The organism is Tardiphaga sp. 215_C5_N2_1 (assembly GCF_052076055.1).
GTDB lineage: Bacteria > Pseudomonadota > Alphaproteobacteria > Rhizobiales > Xanthobacteraceae > Tardiphaga > Tardiphaga robiniae.
In genome coordinates, this window is sequence record NZ_CP197240.1 from 76,325 (window position 1) to 95,945 (window position 19,621).

Annotated in this window: 17 protein-coding genes and 1 other RNA gene; 15 read left to right on the forward strand and 3 right to left on the reverse strand. The window is 63.2% G+C overall.

All coding sequences use genetic code 11. The features are described from left to right. Nucleotides 1-35: 35 nt before the first annotated feature. A complete protein-coding gene (locus tag AB7828_RS00400) occupies nt 36-764 on the forward strand; it encodes an alpha/beta hydrolase (RefSeq protein WP_441229067.1) in 729 nt (242 codons plus the stop codon). Between the two features lie 80 nt (nt 765-844). Here AB7828_RS00400 and rnpB read toward each other — a convergent pair. Next, an RNA gene (rnpB, locus tag AB7828_RS00405) (RNase P RNA component class A) lies at nt 845-1,279 on the reverse strand. A 200-nt stretch (nt 1,280-1,479) separates the two neighbouring features. On the opposite strand from rnpB, the gene AB7828_RS00410 reads away from it, so the two are divergent. Continuing rightward, nucleotides 1,480-1,830: a YciI family protein gene (locus tag AB7828_RS00410; protein ID WP_441229068.1), complete on the forward strand. Its 351-nt coding sequence runs from the start codon at nt 1,480-1,482 to the stop codon at nt 1,828-1,830. Between the two features lie 4 nt (nt 1,831-1,834). Further along, nucleotides 1,835-3,094 carry an RNA polymerase sigma factor gene (locus AB7828_RS00415; RefSeq protein ID WP_441229069.1) on the forward strand — a complete coding sequence of 420 codons (1,260 nt, stop codon included), beginning with the start codon at nt 1,835-1,837 and terminating at the stop codon, nt 3,092-3,094. Here the strand turns inward: AB7828_RS00415 and AB7828_RS00420 are convergent. Beyond that, complete coding sequence (locus AB7828_RS00420) at nt 3,091-3,942, reverse strand: N-acetylmuramoyl-L-alanine amidase (RefSeq protein WP_089267353.1); 852 nt, start codon at nt 3,940-3,942, stop codon at nt 3,091-3,093. The two genes, AB7828_RS00415 and AB7828_RS00420, sit on opposite strands and share 4 nt — an antisense overlap. 512 nt (nt 3,943-4,454) lie before the next feature. Between AB7828_RS00420 and rsmH the strand changes: the two genes are divergently transcribed. The 11 genes from rsmH (at nt 4,455) to AB7828_RS00475 (ending at nt 17,302) form a co-directional block, all read left to right on the forward strand. Then, the gene (gene rsmH / locus AB7828_RS00425; protein WP_441229070.1) at nt 4,455-5,450 is read left to right on the forward strand and encodes a 16S rRNA (cytosine(1402)-N(4))-methyltransferase RsmH; all 996 of its coding nucleotides are present in this window, start codon (nt 4,455-4,457) and stop codon (nt 5,448-5,450) included. A 2-nt stretch (nt 5,451-5,452) separates the two neighbouring features. Next, nucleotides 5,453-5,833, forward strand: coding sequence for a cell division protein FtsL (gene ftsL / locus AB7828_RS00430; protein ID WP_089267351.1), 381 nt, complete (start codon nt 5,453-5,455; stop codon nt 5,831-5,833). After that, nucleotides 5,830-7,593, forward strand: a complete 1,764-nt coding sequence (locus AB7828_RS00435; protein WP_231077580.1) for a peptidoglycan D,D-transpeptidase FtsI family protein — start codon at nt 5,830-5,832, stop codon at nt 7,591-7,593. Before ftsL ends, AB7828_RS00435 begins: the two co-directional genes overlap by 4 nt. Before the next feature lie 93 nt (nt 7,594-7,686). After that, nucleotides 7,687-9,144, forward strand: a complete 1,458-nt coding sequence (locus AB7828_RS00440) for a UDP-N-acetylmuramoyl-L-alanyl-D-glutamate--2,6-diaminopimelate ligase (protein WP_441229071.1) — start codon at nt 7,687-7,689, stop codon at nt 9,142-9,144. Beyond that, nucleotides 9,141-10,577, forward strand: coding sequence for a UDP-N-acetylmuramoylalanyl-D-glutamyl-2,6-diaminopimelate--D-alanyl-D-alanine ligase (locus AB7828_RS00445; RefSeq protein WP_441229072.1), 1,437 nt, complete (start codon nt 9,141-9,143; stop codon nt 10,575-10,577). The genes AB7828_RS00440 and AB7828_RS00445 overlap by 4 nt, the downstream gene beginning before the upstream one ends. Nucleotides 10,578-10,587: 10 nt before the next feature. Next, nucleotides 10,588-11,670 (forward strand): phospho-N-acetylmuramoyl-pentapeptide-transferase, encoded by a 1,083-nt coding sequence (gene mraY / locus AB7828_RS00450; protein ID WP_068732324.1) that lies wholly within the window; start codon nt 10,588-10,590, stop codon nt 11,668-11,670. Between the two features lie 4 nt (nt 11,671-11,674). After that, on the forward strand, nt 11,675-13,072 hold the full coding sequence (gene murD / locus AB7828_RS00455; protein WP_441229073.1) for a UDP-N-acetylmuramoyl-L-alanine--D-glutamate ligase: 1,398 nt from the start codon (nt 11,675-11,677) through the stop codon (nt 13,070-13,072). A 118-nt stretch (nt 13,073-13,190) separates the two neighbouring features. Beyond that, complete coding sequence (locus AB7828_RS00460; protein WP_441229074.1) at nt 13,191-13,883, forward strand: uridine kinase; 693 nt, start codon at nt 13,191-13,193, stop codon at nt 13,881-13,883. Nucleotides 13,884-13,969: 86 nt separating this feature from the next. After that, on the forward strand, nt 13,970-15,118 hold the full coding sequence (gene ftsW, locus AB7828_RS00465; RefSeq protein ID WP_089267347.1) for a putative lipid II flippase FtsW: 1,149 nt from the start codon (nt 13,970-13,972) through the stop codon (nt 15,116-15,118). Next, nucleotides 15,115-16,218, forward strand: coding sequence for an undecaprenyldiphospho-muramoylpentapeptide beta-N-acetylglucosaminyltransferase (gene murG, locus AB7828_RS00470; RefSeq protein WP_441229075.1), 1,104 nt, complete (start codon nt 15,115-15,117; stop codon nt 16,216-16,218). Before ftsW ends, murG begins: the two co-directional genes overlap by 4 nt. 79 nt (nt 16,219-16,297) lie before the next feature. Next, a complete protein-coding gene (locus AB7828_RS00475) occupies nt 16,298-17,302 on the forward strand; it encodes a phosphotransferase (RefSeq protein WP_441229076.1) in 1,005 nt (334 codons plus the stop codon). A 17-nt stretch (nt 17,303-17,319) separates the two neighbouring features. On the opposite strand, the gene AB7828_RS00480 is transcribed toward AB7828_RS00475, so the two are convergent. Continuing rightward, a complete protein-coding gene (locus AB7828_RS00480) occupies nt 17,320-18,222 on the reverse strand; it encodes a LysR family transcriptional regulator (RefSeq protein WP_441229077.1) in 903 nt (300 codons plus the stop codon). A gap of 129 nt (nt 18,223-18,351) precedes the next feature. Here AB7828_RS00480 and AB7828_RS00485 point away from each other — a divergent pair, with 129 nt between their 5' ends. Then, the gene (locus AB7828_RS00485) at nt 18,352-19,524 is read left to right on the forward strand and encodes an MFS transporter (RefSeq protein WP_441229078.1); all 1,173 of its coding nucleotides are present in this window, start codon (nt 18,352-18,354) and stop codon (nt 19,522-19,524) included. The last annotated feature ends 97 nt before the right edge of the window (nt 19,525-19,621 follow it).

The window sequence follows — 19,621 nt, forward strand, 5'->3', positions numbered from 1 at the left end:
GATTATGAATGTCCGGGAAACATCGGGAGGATTGCATGGCAGATCTATACGTCCTGGTTCACGGCGCCTGGCACACGGGGAAGGAGATGGACGCGGTCGCCGGTCATCTGCGGGCGAGCGGGCATGTGGTTCATTGCCCGACGGTCGCGGGCAACAACGCGGATGACGACCGCAGCACTGTTGGGCTTGCGCAGGCTATCGCTTCGATCGCTGATTACATCGAGAAAGAAAATCTGCGGGACATACGCCTTGTCGGACACAGCTATGGCGGCATGGTGATTTCAGGCGTCGCGGACCGTATGGCAGAACGCATCAAGCGGCTGGTCTATGTCAACGCCTTCGTTCCGCTGGACGGACAGTCGCTCAATGACATGGTCCCGCCGCATTACCTTGGCCTGTTCGATTCCATCGCTGCCGCCAACAACAACGCGGTGATGCTGCCGTTTGAAATCTGGCGCGACGCTTTCATCAACGATGCCGATTTCGGACTGGCGAAGTCAGCCTATGAGCAACTCAATCCGCATCCCTACAAGACATTCACCGACAAGATTTCGCTGAGCAAGCCTCTCGCCGAACTTGCGGTCGGGAAATCCTACGTAAATTGTCAGCAGGACATTGCGCTGCCACACAGCCTGCCATGGCATCCCCGACTATCCGAACGTCTTGGTCTGTTTCGGCTGGTCGAATGTCCGGGTAGCCATGAAATGTTCTTCAGCAATCCTGCACGCCTCGCAGAGGCGATCATTCAGGCAGGACGGGACTGAAGCAGATTTCGGTGCGGTCATCGGCGCCAAAACTGGCGAAGGGCCCGGCGTTTTGCGCCGGGCCCTTCGTTGTTCAGAAAGTTATCAGCCGGCCTGTAAGCCGGGTTCTGTAGGGCATCGCCGATTTGCACCGGCGATACGTGACGGCCATTCCTCTGGGACCATAGTTGCCTATGGCCTCAAGCAACCTACCCGGACAGCGAGCAAGACATCGCCCCGCAGTGTTATCGCTCAAGGTGAGCGAACTGACTGCTTTGCCGTCCCTATTCGGTTTTGCTCCCGGTGTGGTTTGCCATGCCGTTTCCGTTGCCGGATACGCGGTGCGCTCTTACCGCACCTTTTCACCCTTACCGCACCAACTCCTTGCGGAGGGAGGCGAGGCGGTTCGTTCTCTGTGGCACTTTCCCTGGGGTCACCCCCGCCGGACGTTATCCGGCACCGTATGTCGATGGAGCCCGGACTTTCCTCTCCCGCAGCCTTTCGACCATAGCGGGAGCGGCCGTCCAGCCGACTGACGGCACAGGCATGGAGGCTCAGGGCCGTGCCGTCAAGCCAGGAACGCGCGCAGTCTTTGCCAAAATAAATTATCCTGAAGATGTCGTTCTGCTGCCGGTTCGTTCGACTGACCGCATGATCCCGGAAAGTGGCAACCAATTTTCGGACCCGATCATGCCCATGTCACGGCGAATGGCGCCGCTCAAGAGGAGAGAACGCAATGCAGTATCTGCTGATGATCTACCAGAACGAAGCCGAGTACGCGAAAATGGACGCCGCCACAGGCAGGAAGATGCTTGAGGAATATGGCGCGTTCACCCAGTCCATCGTCCAGAGCGGCAATTTTAAGGCCGGTGACCGGCTGCAACCGACGACCACAGCGACCACGGTGCAGGTGCGCGACGGCAAGATGCTCACCACCGATGGTCCGTTCGCCGAGACGCGCGAACAGCTCGCTGGTTACTATCTGGTTGACGCGAAGGATCTCGATGCCGCACTGGCGATTGCGGCGCGGATTCCCAGTGCGCGGGTCGGTTCAATCGAGGTGCGGCCGATCTGGGTCTATAACTGACACCATGACGCTGGCCGAAATCGACAGGATCTTTCGCAACGAGGCGGGTCGCGCGCTGGCGACGCTGATCCGCCTCGTCGGCGATTTCGATTTGGCTGAAGATGCGTTGCAGGATGCTTTCGCGGTTGCGCTTGAAAGATGGCCAACGGCTGAGCCGCCGGCAAATCCGCGCGCGTGGCTTGTCAATGTCGGCCGCAACAAGGCGATCGACCGTGTCAGGCGGCTGGTCTCGTTTCGCGACAAGCAGCAACAGGTGACGCACGAGCTGTTGCTGAATGCGGGCGCAGATGACGATCGCTGTGACGACGCCGTTCTCGACGACGACATGCTGCGGCTGATTTTCATCTGTTGCCATCCGGCTTTCGCCGTGGAGGTGCAGGTGATGCTGACGCTGCGAACCGTCTGTGGATTGAGCACCGCTCAGGTGGCACGGGCGTTTCTGATCGGCGAAGACGCCATGGCTCAGCGTCTGGTCCGAGCCAAACAGAAGATCCGCATCGCCGGAATTCCCTATGAAGTGCCTGTGCGAGATGCGCTCGAACAACGCCTGCGCGGCGTGTTGGCCGTGATCTATCTGGTTTTCACCGAAGGCTACGTTGCCACGTCAGGTGACGATCTGATGCGGCCGGACCTGGCGCGGGAAGCAATCCGGCTGGCTCGTTTGCTTGATGCGCTGATGCCGCAGCGACGCGAGATCAAAGGCCTGCTGGCGCTGATGCTGCTGCACGACGCGCGCCGCTCCGGTCGTGCGACGGCAGATGGCGATATCGTGCTGCTGGAAGCGCAGGATCGGTCGTTGTGGGATCACCAACAGATTGCCGAGGGGGTGCGGCTGGTCGAGGACGCGTTGCACGCTCCGGGCCGACCCGATGACTATGTGGTGCAGGCCGCGATCGCGGCGTTGCATGCGCAGGCGCCGAGCTATCAAGCCACCGACTGGCCGCAGATCGCCGGGCTCTACGAAGTCCTGCTGCGGATCAGGCCATCGCCGGTGATCGAGCTCAACCATGCCGCCGCGGTGGCGATGGTCGATGGTCCGCTGCGTGCCCTGAATCTGGTCGACGCATTGCAGGCGAGGGGCGGACTCGACGGCTACGATCTGCTGCCGGCGGTGCGCGCCGACCTGTTGCGCCGTCTTGGCCGGCGCGATGCCGCCCGCGATGCGTATCATCGGGCCAGTGCGGCCACACAACTTGAGCCATTGCGCCGGCTTTACGCGCGGCGATTGGCTGAGCTGGACGAGATGACCGATCCGGAGATCTAGGCTGTCGCTTCGCTGGGCAGGCTGGCGAGCAGGGCCTGCAGCGTGGTCAGCGTCGAGTGGTCCACGAGACCGTCGACGCGCTCGGGACGGAAATGGCGCTGGAAGGCGGTGACCACTTCCATGGTCGGAGCATTGTACTGGCCATCGGTCTCGATGCCGTAGCCATAGCGCGCCAATGCATGCTGCAGCGCCAGTACGTCGTCGCCTGCAGTGCCGAGTTTCATAGTTTCGCCGCGCACGATCGGCGCCGGCATCACCCAGTGTCCGACGCCCGAATTGGCCAGCGAGTGCCACGGGAATTTTTCGCCGGGATCCTTCTTGCGCGAGGGCGAGACGTCGGAATGGCCGAGCACGCGATGCGGCTGCAGGTCATGACGCAGCATGATGCCGCGGCACAGCGCGGTGACGGCGGCGATCTGCCGGCTCGGAAAATCCGGATAGCCCCAGTCATGGCCGCGATTGATGATCTCGATGCCGATCGAGCAGGAATTGATGTCCTCTTCGCCGGCCCAGAAGCCGACGCCGGCGTGCCAGGCCCGCTTGGCTTCCGGCACCGTCTGCACGATGCGGCCATCCTCGAGCACGATGTAATGCGCAGAGACATCGGTGCCCGCGCTGCACAGCCGCGCGATCGCGCCTTCCGGATCGGGCATGCCGGTATAGTGCAGCACGATCATATCGGGCACGAGGCCCTTGTTGCGGTCACCGAAATTCGGCGACGGGATCACGTCGGAAACGACGGATGAATCCGGGGTAAAGGTCGGCATGTCCGCGGCGCCCTTGGGAATCGGGAGGGCGCGTTGACGCTTGGAGTCGGATCCAGCGGGTGCGGACGTAGGTGAAGCCATCAGAAAACTCAAATCAGTCACGAGAACAGCGACACATATCGGTTGCGCCGCAGGCGCGTACTATCCTCGACCGGCACCTTGCTATGCAACGACTGCATGACAGTTTTGCCCCATTTTTATCCACTGTGGGCTTAAAGCATCAGCGCTACGATGAAACCGGCACTTGCAATTGATCGACTGCTCTCCAACCCATCAACGCTTTCTTAACGCTAAGTGCCGTTACTGAGTGGTGAAGAGCCAACCTGAAAAGGGCGGCCAAAGTTCCATTTTGACGTTCAAATCCCATGGCAATCCCGACAAATCCATGCGGACGTCCGGCCTTTCCCGCGCCAAACGCGGGTGGTGCGTCGAATGGAACCCGCAATCGCGCGGCGACCGGGCTTTTCAGGAGGAAAAGCCAGGCGGCGCGCCGACAGTTGAGGCGACATGGGCCTGTTCGTGTCCAGTTTGATTTTGCGCCTCGATGCGAAGGAACGGAACGCGCTGTCTGCACGCCTCCGGCCGGCGCGCGCATGAGCACGCCTGATACAAGACATATCTCCGTTCTCGGCGTTGAAGCCGTCGACATGCTGAGCCCGCGCGCCGGTGGTATTTATGTCGATGCCACATTCGGCGCAGGCGGCTATTCCCGCGCCATTCTCGCGACCGAGGGAACCCGCGTCATCGCCATTGATCGCGACCGGACGGCCATCGCCGGTGGTTTCGATCTGGTCGACGCGTCAGACGGCCGGCTCACGCTGGTCGAGGATCGCTTCTCCAATCTCACCGATGTGTGTGCCGCCCAGGGCGAGCCGCTCGTCGATGGCGTCGTGATGGATGTCGGCGTCTCGTCGATGCAGATCGATCAGGCCGAACGCGGCTTCTCGTTTCGTTTCGACGGCCCGCTCGACATGCGCATGAGCCAGCACGGGCCGACCGCGGCCGATGTGGTGGCGAAGGCCTCCGAGGCTGATCTCGCCAATATCATCTATATCTTCGGCGAGGAACGGCACTCCCGCTCTGTTGCGCGCGCGATCGTCGCGGCGCGCAAGGAAGCGTCGATCGAAACGACGAAACAGCTCGTCGATATCGTGCAGAAGGTCGTGTGGGCCAAGCCCGGCGAAATCCATCCGGCGACGCGGACATTCCAGGCGCTGCGCATCTTCGTTAATGCAGAGCTCGACGAACTCCACACCGCGCTCGCCGCCGCCGAGCGCGTGCTGAAGCCGCGCGGCCGGCTGTCGGTGGTCTCGTTCCATTCGCTGGAAGACCGCATCGTCAAGAATTTCATGACCGAACGCAGCAAGACCGGCGGCGGATCGCGGCATCTGCCGGAGGTCGCGCAATCCCGTCCGCGCTTCTCGCTCGTCAACAAGCGCCCGATCACTGCTGGCGAAGACGAACTCAAGGCCAATCCGCGCGCGCGCTCTGCGAAGCTGCGCGGCGCCGAGCGCACCGATGCGCCGGCACAGGATGCCGGCCCGTTGCCGGGCTGGCCGACGCTTGCCTCTGTGATGAGGGGAGGCTGACTATGCGGATCATCCACCTTCTCGTCATCGCCGTTCTCGTCTTCGCCGCCGCCTATGTCTATCGCATCAAGATGGAATCCACCGTGCGCACCGAGAAGGTGCTGCGCCTGCATGCCGATATTCGCGAACAGCGCGATGCGATCGCGTCGTTGCGTGCCGAATGGGCCAAGCTGGATGCGCCGATGCGGCTGCAGGGTCTGGCTGAACGTCATCTCAAGCTGCAGCCGGTGACGGCGCAGCAATTCGACACGATGAAGAATCTGCCGGATCGGCCGCCGAACTTTGCCAAGCCCGGTGAGCCCGATCCGATCGGCGCGATGATCCACACCATCGATCCGGATATCGTGACCGGTTCGCTGCCGGCGCCGGAGGATCCGCAGTGACAGGTCCGCAACTCGACCCGAACAAACCGATCACCCGGCCGCCGGAGCCCTGGCGCCAGCGTCTGATCCGCAGCCTGCTCTACGGACGCAACGTCGATCGTGCGGCGAAGGCACGTGCGCGCGTCGGTCTTGCGATGATCGCGTTCGGCGGTGTGTACGGCATCATTGCCGTGCGCCTGATCATGTTCGCCGTCAACGGCGACACCCATGCGGAGCGCCGCTCCACGCGTGACGCTATCGCGACCGCACGTCCCGATATCGTCGACCGCAACGGCGCGATCCTGGCGACCGACGTCAAGTCGCCGTCGCTGTTCTCCGAGCCACGCCGCATCATCGACAAGGACGAAGCGGTCGAATTGCTCACTGGCGCATTGCCCGATCTCGACGGCGCCGAAGTGCGCGAGCGGATCATGAGCAAGAAGGGCTTTGCCTGGCTGAAGCGCGAGATCACGCCGCAGCAGCAGCGCGACATTCATCGCCTCGGCATTCCCGGCATCGGCTTCCTGCGCGAGAACAAGCGCGTCTATCCGAGCGGCGCGGCGGTCTCGCATCTGATTGGCCTGACCAATATCGACAACCAGGGCATTGCCGGCATCGAGAAATGGCTCGACAGCAATGGCCTCGCGGATCTGCATCGCGCGGGCTTCGCATCCGACCGTCTGCAGAAGCCGGTCGAACTCGCCGTCGACCTGCGCGTTGAACATGCGCTGCGTGACGAACTGCTCAAGGCCAAGGCGAAGTACAGCGCCAAGGCGGCGTCGGGGCTCGTCTCCAACGTGAAGACCGGCGAGATCGTCGCCATGGTCTCGTTGCCCGACTTCGATCCGAACAATCCGAAGGAAGCGCACGATCCGGACCGCATCAATCGCCTGACCACCGGCGTCTATGAAATGGGCTCGACCTTCAAGACGCTGACACTGGCGATGGCGCTCGACAGCGGCAAGGCCAATCTCAATACGATGTATGACGCGCGCTATCCGCTCAGCTACGGCAAGTTCAAGATCCACGACACCCATCCGGTGCCGCGTCCGATCTCGCTCACCGAAGTCTTCACTTTTTCGTCAAACGTCGGTGCTGCGAAGATCGCGCTCGGGCAGGGCGTCGAAGCGCACAAGGCGTTCCTGAAGAAAGTCGGCCAGCTCGATCGCTTGCGGACGGAATTGCCTGAGAGCGCGATGCCGATCGTGCCGAAACGCTGGGGTGAACTGAACACCATCACCATCGCATTCGGTCATGGCATGGCCGTGGCGCCGCTGCAGGCGGTGATGGGCGTCAATGCGATGATCAATGGCGGGTTGCTGATCCCGCCGACCTTCCTGAAGCGCACCGAAGAGGAAGCGCGGGAGATCGGCAAGCGCGTCATCAAGAAAGAGACCAGCGACAAGGTGCGTTACATGATGCGCCTGAATGCCGAGACCGGTTCGGCGCGGCAGGCCGAAGCCAGGGCCAAGGGTTACTATCTCGGCGGCAAGACTGGCACGGCCGAGAAGGTCGTCAACGGCCGCTATTCGAAGAAGCAGGTGCTGAATTCCTTTACCGCCGTGCTGCCGATGGACAATCCGCAATTCCAGGTTCTGGTGATGCTGGACGAGCCGAAGGCGCTGCCGGAAACCCATGGTTTCATCACCTCGGGCTGGAATGCGGTGCCGACGGGGGGCAATGTGATCGCCCGTATCGCGCCGCTTTTGGGGCTTGAGCCGCGCTTCGATCTGGCGCCGTCCGACCGCCTTATTCTTGCGACATCCAAGGTGACTCAGTAACGCCGCATCTGCGCTTTACAGCCGGTGCAAAATGCGGTTTGCGTGGCGTTGCGGAACCCGATGTGTCACTCGATCTGGCCTGCCCGGAGCAGCATGAAACTACGCGATTTGTTCAACCCTGATGCCGTGATGGAGAAGTCCGTAAGGGACGGCACCGTCACCGGACTGGCTGTGGACAGCCGCGCAGTGAAACAGGGCGATCTATTCTTTGCACTCGCCGGTGCGAAGACCGACGGTTCGCGTTTCATCGCACAGGCACTGGCGTCAGGTGCCGTCGCTGTCGCCAGTGACCACAAACCCGACGATCTGTCCGTGCCTTTTGTGCGCACGCCCAATCCGCGCCTTGCGCTGGCTCTGGCCGCCGCCAAATTCTATCCGCGCCAGCCTGCGGTCGTTGCCGCCGTCACCGGGACATCGGGCAAGACGTCGGTTGCATCCTTTGCGCGCGAAATCTGGGGCCGTCTCGGATATGCCTCCGCAAGCATCGGCACCATCGGTCTCGTCTCGCCGAAGCGCACCGTCTATGGCTCGCTAACCACGCCGGATCCGATCTCGCTGCATAAGCAGATCGACGAGATCACCGGCGAGGGCGTGACGCATCTCGCGCTCGAAGCATCGTCGCACGGGCTTGATCAATTCAGGCTCGATGGCGTGCGGGTCTCTGCCGCCGGCTTCACCAATCTGTCGCGCGATCACATGGACTACCATCCGGACGTCGCGCACTATCTCAGTGCCAAGCTGCGGTTGTTCCTCAATCTGGTCGCGGACGGCGGCGTCGCCGTGATCGCCGCCGATCACGAGCACTCGCCGCAAGTGATCCATGCCGCGCAGTCGCGCCACTTGCGCCTGATGAAGGTCGGTCGCAAGGGCGACGGCGTGGGCGAAGGTATTCGCCTTGTGGACGCCACGGTCGAAGGCTTCGCGCAGAAACTCACGCTTGAGCATCGCGGCAAGACCTACGCGATCAGGCTGCCACTGGTTGGCGAATTTCAGATCGAGAACGCGCTGGTCGCGGCAGGTCTGGTGATTGGCACCGGCGGTGATGTCGATGCGACCTTCGCCGCGCTCGAACATCTCCAAGGCGCCAAGGGGCGGCTCGAGCAGGTTGGCACTCATAATGGCGCGCCGGTGTTCGTCGATTACGCCCACAAGCCGGATGCGCTCGCGAAGGCGCTGCAGGCGCTGCGGCCCTATGCCAAGCGCAAGCTCGTCGTTGTGTTCGGCGCAGGCGGCGACCGCGATGCCGGCAAGCGGCCGCTGATGGGCGAGATCGCCGCCGAAAATGCCGACAGTGTGATTGTCACCGACGACAATCCACGCAGCGAGAATCCAGCGACTATCCGCGCAGCCATTCTGGCCGCTGCGAAAGGCGCCATCGAAATCGGTGATCGCGCCGAAGCCATTCGCGTGGCCGTCGAGGGTCTGCAGCCCGGCGATGCCCTATTGATCGCCGGCAAGGGCCACGAGACCGGACAGATCGTCGGTACCCGCACATTGCCTTTCAGCGATCACGAGGCCGCCGCAGCGGCGCTTGCCAAGAGGACTGCATGAGCGAGTTTCTTTGGACATCGGCCGCGATGGCCGACGCGATGCGCGCCACGGTGCAGGGCGCGCTGCCGGCGGGTATCACGGGCATCTCCATCGATACCCGCACCATCAAATCCGGCGAGGCCTATTTCGCGATCAAGGGCGACCTGCATGACGGCCACGCTTTCGTCGAGGCTGCGTTGAAAGCCGGCGCTGGTCTCGCCGTCGTCGAAGCGGCGCAGCGCGACAAGTTTTCGGCAGATGCGCGTCTGCTGGTGGTCGACGACGTGCTCGCAGGTCTCGTCGAACTCGGTCTGGCCTCGCGTGCACGTCTGAAAGCGCCGATCATCGCAATCACCGGTTCGGTCGGCAAGACCTCGACCAAGGAAGCGCTACGCCGTGTGCTGGAAGCGCAGGGCAAGACACATGCCTCGGTCGCGTCGTTCAACAATCACTGGGGCGTGCCGTTGACGCTGGCGCGCTGCCCGGCGGACGTGCGCTTCGCGATCTTCGAAATCGGCATGAACCATGCCGGTGAAATCGAGACGCTGGTGAAGATGGTCCGGCCGCATTACGCCGTCATCACCACCGTCGAGCCGGTGCATCTGGAATTCTTCGCCGGTGTCGAAGCGATCGCGGATGCGAAAGCCGAAATCTTTTTGGGGCTTGAACCCGATGGCGTCGCGATCCTCAATCGCGACAATGCGCAATTCGCGCGGTTGCAAAAGAACGCCAAGAAGGCCGGCGTCTCGCGCATCGTCTCGTTCGGTGCCGACCAGAAGGCTGAGGCGCGGTTGCTCGACGTCTCGTTGCACCCAACCTGCTCGGCGGTGCATGCCAATATCCTCGGCCATGACGTCACCTACAAGCTCGGTATGCCCGGCCGCCACATGGCAATGAATTCGCTGGCGGTGCTGGCGGCAGCCGAATTGATGGGCGCTGATCTCGTTCATGCCGCGCTGACGCTGTCGCAGGTCGTGCCCGCTGTGGGCCGCGGCGCTCGCCATGTGCTCGAAGTGTCAGGCGGCGAGGCGACGCTGATCGACGAGAGCTACAATGCCAATCCCGCCTCCATGGCAGCAGCTATCAACGTGCTGGGCGCTGCGGCTGTCGGGCCGAAGGGTCGCCGCATCGCAGTGCTCGGCGACATGCTCGAACTCGGCGCCGATGGCGCGAAACTTCATGCCGGGCTGCTGGATGCGGTGCAGTCCAATGGCATCGATCTGGTATTTTGCTGTGGTCCCCTGATGCGCAATCTTTGGGACGCCCTTTCCACGGGCAAGCGGGGCGGCTATGCCGGGGATGCGGCGGCGCTCGAATCGCAGGTGCTGGCCGCGATCCGCGCCGGTGACGCCATCATGGTCAAGGGCTCGCTCGGCTCGAAGATGAAACCGATTGTCTCCGCGCTCGAAAAGCGCTTTCCCGGCAACGCCGCGCTCGACGACGCCGCGGTATAGGGCGGACTGAATGTTCTACTGGCTGATCGACTTCGCGGGCACCGTGCCGGTGTTCAACGTGTTCCGCTACATCACTTTCCGCACCGGCGGCGCAGTGGTCACCGGCGCACTGTTCGTGTTCCTGTTCGGACCCTGGATCATCGACAATCTGCGTCTGCGCCAGGGCAAGGGCCAGCCGATCCGCACTGACGGCCCGCAGTCGCATCTGGTCAAGGTGGGCACGCCGACCATGGGCGGGCTGATGATCCTGTCCGGCCTCGTGGTCTCCACGCTGCTCTGGGCCAATCCGCGCAATCCCTATGTCTGGATCGTGCTGGCCGTGACGCTCGGCTTCGGCTTCGTCGGTTTCTATGACGACTATCTCAAAGTGACCAAGCAGAGCCACAAGGGCTTTGCCGGCCGCACACGCCTGTTGATCGAATTCATCATCGCGGGTGCCGCCTGTTTCGCCTTCGTCAAGCTCGGCCGCGATCCGCTGTCCTCCTCGCTGGTGATCCCGTTCCTCAAGGACGTGATCGTGAATTTCGGCTGGTTCTTCGTGCTGTTCGGCGCCTTCATCGTCGTCGGCGCCGGCAATGCCGTGAACCTCACTGACGGTCTCGATGGTCTGGCCATCGTGCCTGTCATGATCGCGTCGGCCTCGTTCGGCATGATCGCCTATCTCGCCGGCAACGCGGTGTTCTCCGACTACCTGCAGATCAACTACGTCGCCGGCACCGGCGAACTCGCTGTGCTGTGCGGCGCGGTGCTCGGGGCAGGGCTTGGCTTCCTCTGGTTCAATGCGCCGCCGGCCTCGATCTTCATGGGCGATACCGGCTCGCTGGCGCTGGGCGGTATGCTCGGCTCCATCGCGGTGGCCGTGAAGCACGAGATCGTGCTCGCCGTGATCGGCGGATTGTTCGTGCTGGAAGCCGTGTCGGTCATCGTGCAGGTCACCTCGTTCAAGCTCACCGGCAAGCGCGTGTTCCGCATGGCGCCGATCCATCACCATTTCGAACAGAAGGGCTGGACCGAGCCGCAGATCGTCATTCGCTTCTGGATCATCTCGGTGATGCTGGCGCTGGTCGGCCTCTCCACGCTGAAGCTGCGGTGAGATCGTGATCCCGGTCACATCCTTCGCCGGCAAGACCGTCGCCGTGTTCGGGCTCGGCGGCTCCGGCCTCGCGTCCTGCCACGCGCTGCAGGCGGGCGGCGCCGAAGTCATCGCCTGTGACGACAGCATCGATCGGATGGTCGAGGCGACGCAGGCCGGTTTCATCACCGCCGATCTGCGCACGGTGGCATGGGGCAGTTTTGCGGCTCTGATCCTGACGCCCGGTGTGCCGCTGACGCATCCGGCGCCGCATTGGACAGTCGTCGCCGCGAAAGCAGCAGGCGTCGAAGTCATCGGCGACATCGAATTATTCTGCCGTGAGCGCAAGCTGCATGCGCCCGATGCGCCTTTCGTTGCTATCACTGGCACCAACGGCAAATCGACGACGACAGCGCTCGTTGCGCATCTGATGCGCGAGGCGGGTTTCGATACGCAGATGGGCGGCAATATCGGTACCGCGATCCTGTCGCTCGAGCCACCGCGCGCTGGCCGCGTCCATGTGATCGAGATGTCGTCCTATCAGATCGATCTCACGCCCTCGCTCGATCCGTCGGTCGGCATCCTGCTGAATGTCACGCCCGATCATATCGATCGTCACGGCACGCTGGCGCACTACGCTGCGGTGAAAGAGCGTCTCGTCGCCGGCGTGCAGGCGGGCGGCACGGCGATCATCGGCGTCGATGACGACTGGTGCAGCAAGGCGGCCGATAGGATCGAGCAGTCCGGCAAGCGTGTGGTGCGCGTCTCCGTCGAACATCCGCTCGCCGATGGCCTCACCATTCGTGGCAGCACCATTGTGCGCAATGCCGGCGGCGCGCAGAGCGATGTGGTCGATATCGCCGGCATCGGCTCGTTGCGCGGTCTGCACAATGCGCAGAACGCCGCCTGCGCGTCCGCCGCAGCACTGGCGCTGGGCGTCAGTCCGCCCGTTCTGCAGAAAGGTCTGCGCAGCTTTCCCGGTCTTGCGCATCGCATGGAGCAGGTTGGCCGTCAGGGTAGCACGCTGTTCGTCAATGACTCCAAGGGCACCAATGCGGACGCTGCGGCGAAAGCGCTGTCGTCCTTCAACGACATTTTCTGGATTGCCGGTGGCAAGCAGAAGGAAGGCGGCATCACTTCGCTGGCCGAATTCTTCCCGCGCATCCGGAACGCCTATCTGATCGGCGAAGCGGCCAATGATTTTGCGCAGACGCTGGACGGCAAGGTGCCGTACGAGATCAGCGTCAGTCTCGACGTCGCCGTAGCCAATGCCGCCCGCGATGCCGCGGAAGCCGGGCTGACAGAGCCGGTCGTGCTGCTGTCGCCCGCCTGCGCGTCATTCGACCAGTTCCGGAACTTTGAAATCCGTGGCGACCGGTTTCGGGAACTGGTGCTGGCGCTGGATGGGGTGAGGGCGGTTTAAGGCGCGATCTTCACGATCCAGTATCAGCCGACGTGTTCTGGCTCAGCCGAGGGAATATCACGCGGCTGTTAGGAGCCAACAATCGAGGTCATTTGATCGCACCGTGCAGGGGGCGTTGATGATTGAGCCATCGGATGATCGCAACGACACGTCGCCGCTGATCGCAGAGATCGCCGAATTTATTCGGCATCATGCGACGGGCTCGATCCTCCGCGTCGGCATCGATGGCGTGGACGGTGTAGGAAAGACGGTGTTCGCGGACACGCTCGCGCGTGTAATCGGCACGCTCGGACGGCCCGTTATCCGCGCCTCCGTGGACAGCTTTCACAACACGCGCGAGATCCGATACCGGCAGGGGAAAACCTCTCCACATGGCTTTTACGCGGACTCCTACAATTATGTTGAGTTGCGGAAAGTACTGCTCGATCCTCTCGGACCCGGCGGCTCGCGCGTCTATTGCCCTGCCATCTTCGATCACACCGTGAACGCCCCGGTCGCCGCTTGCTGGTCGATTGCCGATCCCGATGCTGTCCTCGTCTTCGACGGCATCTTCCTGCATCGACCGGAACTCAGGGATGTCTGGAACCTGTCGATTTTTCTGGATGCGCCATTCGCCATCACCATCCCGCGCGGCGCCGGTCGCGGCCCCGGATACGGATCGGCTGATGTGGATGCCGCGTCCAACCGGCGTTATATCGAAGGCCAGCGCCTGTATCTGCACGAGAACGACCCGCAAAACCGCGCGAATCTCGTCATCGACTATTCCGATTTCACGCACCCTGCAGTCACAGCCCGCCGCTGGCCGCCCTGAATGGGGCCAAATTTTCACAATCCATTAACCGTCTGGCAACCACGATGGCCCATCGATAGGAGTTCATCGACCCGCAGGACGCGCTTATGATCTCTCGCGAACAACGCACACCGCTCAGCGAATGGTGGTGGACCGTGGACCGCCTGCTGCTGGCGGCGATCATCGCGCTGATGCTGGCCGGGGTGATCCTGTCGCTGGCGGCCTCGCCGCCGGTGGCGACCCGCATCGGGCTCGATCCGTTCCACTTCTTCAACCGGCATATCCTGTTCCTGGTGCCGTCGATTATCGTGCTGATCGGCGTGTCCTTCATGACGCCGCGGCAGATCCGGCGTTCGGCGCTGGTGGTGTTTGCGATCTCCATCGTCCTGATCCTGGCGACCCTGCTGATCGGGCCGGAAGTGAAAGGCGCCAAGCGCTGGATCACCATCCTCGGCATCAACATCCAGGCGTCGGAATCCGCCAAGCCGGCTTTCGTCGTCATCGCCGCATGGCTGTTTTCGGAATCCGCGCGCAAGCCGGAGATGCCGGCGACATCCATGGCGATCGTGCTGCTGATGATGCTGGTGTCGCTGCTGGTGATGCAGCCTGACTTCGGCCAGACCATGCTGATCCTGATGGCCTGGGGTTCGCTGTTCTTCATCGCCGGCATGCGCATGGTCTGGGTGTTCGGCCTCGGCGCCACCGCGGCAGGCGGGCTATTGATGGCTTACTTCCTGGTGCCGCACGTCGCCGGCCGTATCAAACGCTTCATGGATCCCGCCTCGGGTGACACGTTCCAGGTCGATACCGCTATGGAGGCCTTCTCGAATGGTGGTTGGTTTGGTCTCGGGCCGGGCGAGGGCATCGCCAAGCGCAGCCTGCCGGACAGCCACACCGACTTCGTCTTCGCCGTCGGCGCCGAAGAGTTCGGCATCCTGCTGTGCCTCGCCGTGCTCAGCCTGTTTGCCTTCATCGTGATCCGCGCGATGTCGCGCGCCTATGCCACCGAAGATCTGTTCTCGCGCTTCGCTGCCTCGGGCCTCGCGATCCTGTTCGGCGTGCAGGCGGCGATCAACATGGCGGTCAATCTGCATCTGATCCCCGCCAAGGGCATGACGCTGCCCTTCATCTCCTATGGTGGCTCGTCGATGATCTCGCTGGCCTACAGTGTCGGCATGCTGCTCGCTTTGACGCGGATGCGCCCGCGCACCGAAGTCGAGGCGATCGACGCCCACGTCGCGCGCACTTACGCGTGATGAGCACCGCGCCCCTCATATTGCTTGCGGCGGGCGGCACCGGCGGACATCTGTTTCCGGCGGAAGCGCTCGGCGTTGCGCTGATGAAGCGCGGGCTGCGCGTCCGGCTCGTCACCGATGCGCGGGCGCTGAAATATAGCGGGCTGTTTTCGCGCGAGATGATCGATGTGGTGCCGAGCGAGACGGTGCGCTCCCGCAATCCCATCTCGCTGGCACGCACCGCGATCATGCTCGCTGCTGGCACCGCGATGGCGCTGAACCTGATGCGCAGCCTGAAGCCCGCAGCGGTAATCGGCTTCGGTGGCTATCCGACTGTGCCGCCACTGTTTGCCGCGCGTCTGTTCGGCATTCCCACCCTCATTCACGATTCTAACGCCGTCATGGGCCGCGCCAACCGCATGCTGTCCGGCAAGGTCAGCGCGATCGCGACGTCGTTGCCCGGTGTGCTCGACCGCGATCCCGAATTGTCGAAGAAGACCACCACCACGGGCACGCCGATGCGCCCGGCGATCCTCGCCGCTGCTGCCGTCCCCTATGCCGCGCCGGATCTCACCGGGCCATTCCGCTTGCTCGTCGTCGGCGGCAGCCAGGGCGCGCGCATCATGGCCGATATCGTGCCGCCGGCGATCGAGCGTCTCGAACCGGCGCTGTGGAATCGCCTCGTGCTGACGCAACAGGTGCGCGACGAAGACATGAGCCGCGTGCGTGCCGTTTACGACAAGCTCAAGATCAAGGCCGAACTCGCGCCGTTCTTCAGCGATCTCCCCGCGCGTCTCGCGTCAGCCCAACTGGTGATCTCGCGCTCCGGTGCGGGCACCGTCGCTGAACTCGGGGCCATCGGGCGGCCGTCCATTCTGGTGCCGCTGCCCGGTGCGCTCGATCAGGATCAGTTCGCCAATGCCGGTGTGCTTGCGGACGCCGGTGGCGCGCTTCGCATCGCGCAGAGTGATTTCACGCCGGATCGTCTGGCTGCTGAAATCTCGGCGCTGGCCGGCGAGCCGTTGCGGTTGACCGCGATGGCCGCAGGCGCGCGCAAGGTCGGCAAGCTCGATGCAGCAGAGCGGCTGGCGGATCTGGTTGCCAAGGTCGCGAAGATTTAGGTCATCGGTTCTGCTACACGTCGTCCCTACGCGGTTCGCCGGGGGGACAATGAGCGGAGAGCATCTTTCTGATATTCCGATGACGCACCGCGAGATCGCGCAGGCTGCGCTCAGGGCGACCGTCGGTTCTGCAACCATCGATTCCATTCGGCCGATTCCGGGTGGCGTCTCGGGTGCATTGGTCTACCGGGTCACCGCCGGCGGCCGCCGTTACGTCTTGCGTATGGAGGGGGACGCCAGTCCGCTGCGCAACCCGCATCAATATACGTCGATGCGCATCGCTGCAGAGGCAGGGATCGCGCCGCGGCTCTATCATGTGGACGAGGTCGCCCGTGTGGCGGTGATGGACTTCATCGTCGAGCAACCATTGAACACCTATCCCGGCGGCCCTCACGCTTTGGCGCAGGCGCTGGGAGACATGCTGCGGCGCCTGCAGGGCACGCCAAGGTTCGGGCGCTTCGTCGACTATCCGGATATCACAGCTCGGCTGTGGGCCCATGTCTGCCGCACAAATCTGTTTGCGCCCGGCGTGCTCGATGCCCACACGCAGCGTCTGGCAGACCTCCGTAGCGCCTATACCTGGAATAGCGACGAGGCGGTTTCCAGCCACAACGATATCCTGCCGCGCAACCTTCTGTTCGATGGCGAGCGTCTGTGGCTGGTCGATTGGGAGTCGGCCTATTGCAACGATCCTGTCGTCGACATGGCGACGATGCTCGATAACTTTGCGCCGTCACCTGAACTCGAAGAGGTGCTTTTGCAGGCATGGCTTGGTCACCCGCCCGATCGCAGCCTGCGCGATCGCCTCGAACTGATGCGCGCGCTCACCCGTCTGTTTTATGCGGGCGTCCAGTTCAGCGCCGTAGCGACCGCGTCGCGCTCGGTGCCGGACACGGATCTCTCGGCTCCTACACTTGCGGAATTCCAGCAGGCCTTGCGCGATGGGCGGCTGGCGCCCGACGCGTTGGAGACCAGGCATCTGCTTGGAAAGATGTATCTCGCTGCATTTTTCACGGGCGAGAAACCGCCGGGGCTGCCTCCGCCGATCAGTGCCTTTCAAGTGATGGGCACAGCGGAGGCATGACGACGAGATGCTGGACGCTACAGCCTCACGGTCTCCACCAGATAATCCAGAAACGCCCGCACGCGCGCCGGCAACTGGCCGCCATGGCCGACGAACACGGCGTGGATTGGTTCGATGTCGCCGGGATTGAACGCTTCGAGCACCGGCACAAGACGTCCGGCTTTGATATCGGCCTTGACATGAAAACGCGCCAGTCGCGCGAGGCCCATGCCGGCCACGGCGAGGTGCTGCATCGCTTCGCCGTCGCTGACCAGGGCATTGCCTGACGGCATCACGGCGATTGTCTCGCCGCCGATCTTGAAAGGCCAGCCGTTCTCCCACTTGGCGAAGCCGAAGCGCAGCAGATTATGATCGGCAAGATCATCCGGCGTCTTGGGCGTGCCGCGCTCGGCGAGATAGCTGGGCGCGGCAACCACCACCATCCGGCTCTCGCCGAGTTTGCGCGCGAGCAAACGTGACTCGCGCATCAAGCCAACGCGAATGGCGACATCGGCGCGCTCTTCGAGGAGATCCACCACGAGATCGGTCAGCACGACCTCGACCTTGATCTCGGGATAGCGTTTCGCGAAATCCGGCAGTAGTGGCAACAGGAGACGCAGGCCGAAGGGCACGCTGGTATTGACGCGCAGCAGACCGCTCGGTGTTGCGCCGATGGCAGCTTCGCGCTCGGCCGCGCTGATCTCGTCGAGAATGCGCAAGGCGCGCTCATAGAAAGCGCTGCCTTCCGGCGTGAGCTGAAGCTTGCGCGTCGAGCGGTTGATGAGCCGCACGCCGAGCCGTGCCTCCAGCCGCGCCACCAGTTTGCTGACGGCAGAGGGGGTCATCCGGAAGGCCCGCGCCGCGGTCGAAAAACCGCCGAGCTCGACCACGCGGGTGAACACTTCCATCTCGCCGGAGCGGTTGACGTCCAGTCGTGACATCTGGCTTCAATCTATTGAGTGAATTCAATTCACAAATATTGTGCCTATGCCACGTCTATCTCATCAATGTCAGGAGGTCCACATCTCCCGTCATCGGGCATTCGGCCCGGCCAGTCATGGGACACGATCATGCCTCTCGCACTTTACGCGCTTACCGCCGGCGCCTTCGGAATCGGCGTCACCGAATTCGTCATCATGGGTCTCCTGATCGAGGTCGGCGGCGACCTCGGCGTGTCGATCCCGGCCGCGGGTCTGCTGATCTCAGGCTATGCGCTGGGTGTCGTGCTCGGCGCGCCGATCATGACCATCGCCACCAGTCGCTGGCCGCGCAAAACCGTGCTGCTGGTGCTGATGGGCATCTTCACGCTGGGCAATCTCGCTTGCGCCCTGGCGCCGGACTACTGGAGCCTGATGGCGGCGCGGGTGCTCACGGCCTTTGCGCATGGCACCTTCTTCGGCGTTGGTTCCGTGGTGGCGACCACGCTGGTGGCGCCGGACAAAAAGGCCTCGGCCATCGCCATCATGTTCACCGGTCTGACCGTGGCGAATATTCTCGGCGTGCCATTCGGTACCTGGCTGGGGCAGGGGTTTGGCTGGCGCGCGACCTTCTTCTCCGTGACCGCCGTTGGCGTCGCCGCCTTCGCAATCATCGCGCTGTTCGTGCCGCAAGATAAGGAAAAGCCCGCGCCGTCGAATCTGAAACAGGATCTCGCGGTGCTCGCGCGTCCGCAGGTGCTGCTTGGCCTGCTCACTACGGTGCTGAGCTGGATTGGTGTGTTCGCGCTGTTCACCTACATCGCGCCGATCCTGACCCGGCTGGCCGGCTTTTCGGAGACCGCGGTGTCGCCGATCCTGCTGGTGTTCGGCGGCGGGCTGGTGGTCGGCAATCTGGTCGGCGGACGGCTCGCCGACCGCTGGCTGCTGCCGACGGTGCTGGGCAGCCTCGCTGCACTGGCGGTGGTGCTGTTCCTGATGACTTTCGCTGTTCACAGCCAGATCGCCGTGGTGGCATTCGTGGCGCTGCTCGGCGCCGTGGGCTTCGCCACCGTGCCGCCGTTGCAGATGTGGGTGCTGGAAAAGGCCCATGGTGCTGGCCAGAGCCTCGCCTCGAGCTTCAACATCGCGGCGTTCAATCTCGGCAACGCCGTCGGCGCCTGGCTCGGCGGTGCGGTGATCGATCACGGGGGTCTCGCTTCGGTGCCGTGGGTCGCTGCATTGGCGCCGCTGGCAGCGCTCGCTGTGGCACTTTGCGCAATCCGCTTCGACCGGGGGCGGGCTGCGGTTCCCGCGGCGGCAGAGTAGGGCACAGCAGCAGCGAAGGTGGCGGATTCGTCTGATCCGCAAGCCAAATTTCCGTCTTTTTCGTCATGGCCGGGCTTGTCCCGGCCATCCACGTCTG

What these genes read in the sequence shown, in the direction of transcription:
- AB7828_RS00400 (WP_441229067.1), top strand. Translation starts at nt 36, where the DNA reads ATGGCAGATCTATACGTCCTGGTTCACGGCGCCTGGCACACGGGGAAG.
- AB7828_RS00410 (WP_441229068.1), top strand. Translation starts at nt 1,480, where the DNA reads ATGCAGTATCTGCTGATGATCTACCAGAACGAAGCCGAGTACGCGAAA.
- AB7828_RS00415 (WP_441229069.1), top strand. Translation starts at nt 1,835, where the DNA reads ATGACGCTGGCCGAAATCGACAGGATCTTTCGCAACGAGGCGGGTCGC.
- AB7828_RS00420 (WP_089267353.1), bottom strand. Translation starts at nt 3,942, where the DNA reads ATGGCTTCACCTACGTCCGCACCCGCTGGATCCGACTCCAAGCGTCAA.
- rsmH (WP_441229070.1), top strand. Translation starts at nt 4,455, where the DNA reads ATGAGCACGCCTGATACAAGACATATCTCCGTTCTCGGCGTTGAAGCC.
- ftsL (WP_089267351.1), top strand. Translation starts at nt 5,453, where the DNA reads ATGCGGATCATCCACCTTCTCGTCATCGCCGTTCTCGTCTTCGCCGCC.
- AB7828_RS00440 (WP_441229071.1), top strand. Translation starts at nt 7,687, where the DNA reads ATGAAACTACGCGATTTGTTCAACCCTGATGCCGTGATGGAGAAGTCC.
- AB7828_RS00445 (WP_441229072.1), top strand. Translation starts at nt 9,141, where the DNA reads ATGAGCGAGTTTCTTTGGACATCGGCCGCGATGGCCGACGCGATGCGC.
- mraY (WP_068732324.1), top strand. Translation starts at nt 10,588, where the DNA reads ATGTTCTACTGGCTGATCGACTTCGCGGGCACCGTGCCGGTGTTCAAC.
- AB7828_RS00460 (WP_441229074.1), top strand. Translation starts at nt 13,191, where the DNA reads ATGATTGAGCCATCGGATGATCGCAACGACACGTCGCCGCTGATCGCA.
- ftsW (WP_089267347.1), top strand. Translation starts at nt 13,970, where the DNA reads ATGATCTCTCGCGAACAACGCACACCGCTCAGCGAATGGTGGTGGACC.
- AB7828_RS00475 (WP_441229076.1), top strand. Translation starts at nt 16,298, where the DNA reads ATGACGCACCGCGAGATCGCGCAGGCTGCGCTCAGGGCGACCGTCGGT.
- AB7828_RS00480 (WP_441229077.1), bottom strand. Translation starts at nt 18,222, where the DNA reads ATGTCACGACTGGACGTCAACCGCTCCGGCGAGATGGAAGTGTTCACC.
- AB7828_RS00485 (WP_441229078.1), top strand. Translation starts at nt 18,352, where the DNA reads ATGCCTCTCGCACTTTACGCGCTTACCGCCGGCGCCTTCGGAATCGGC.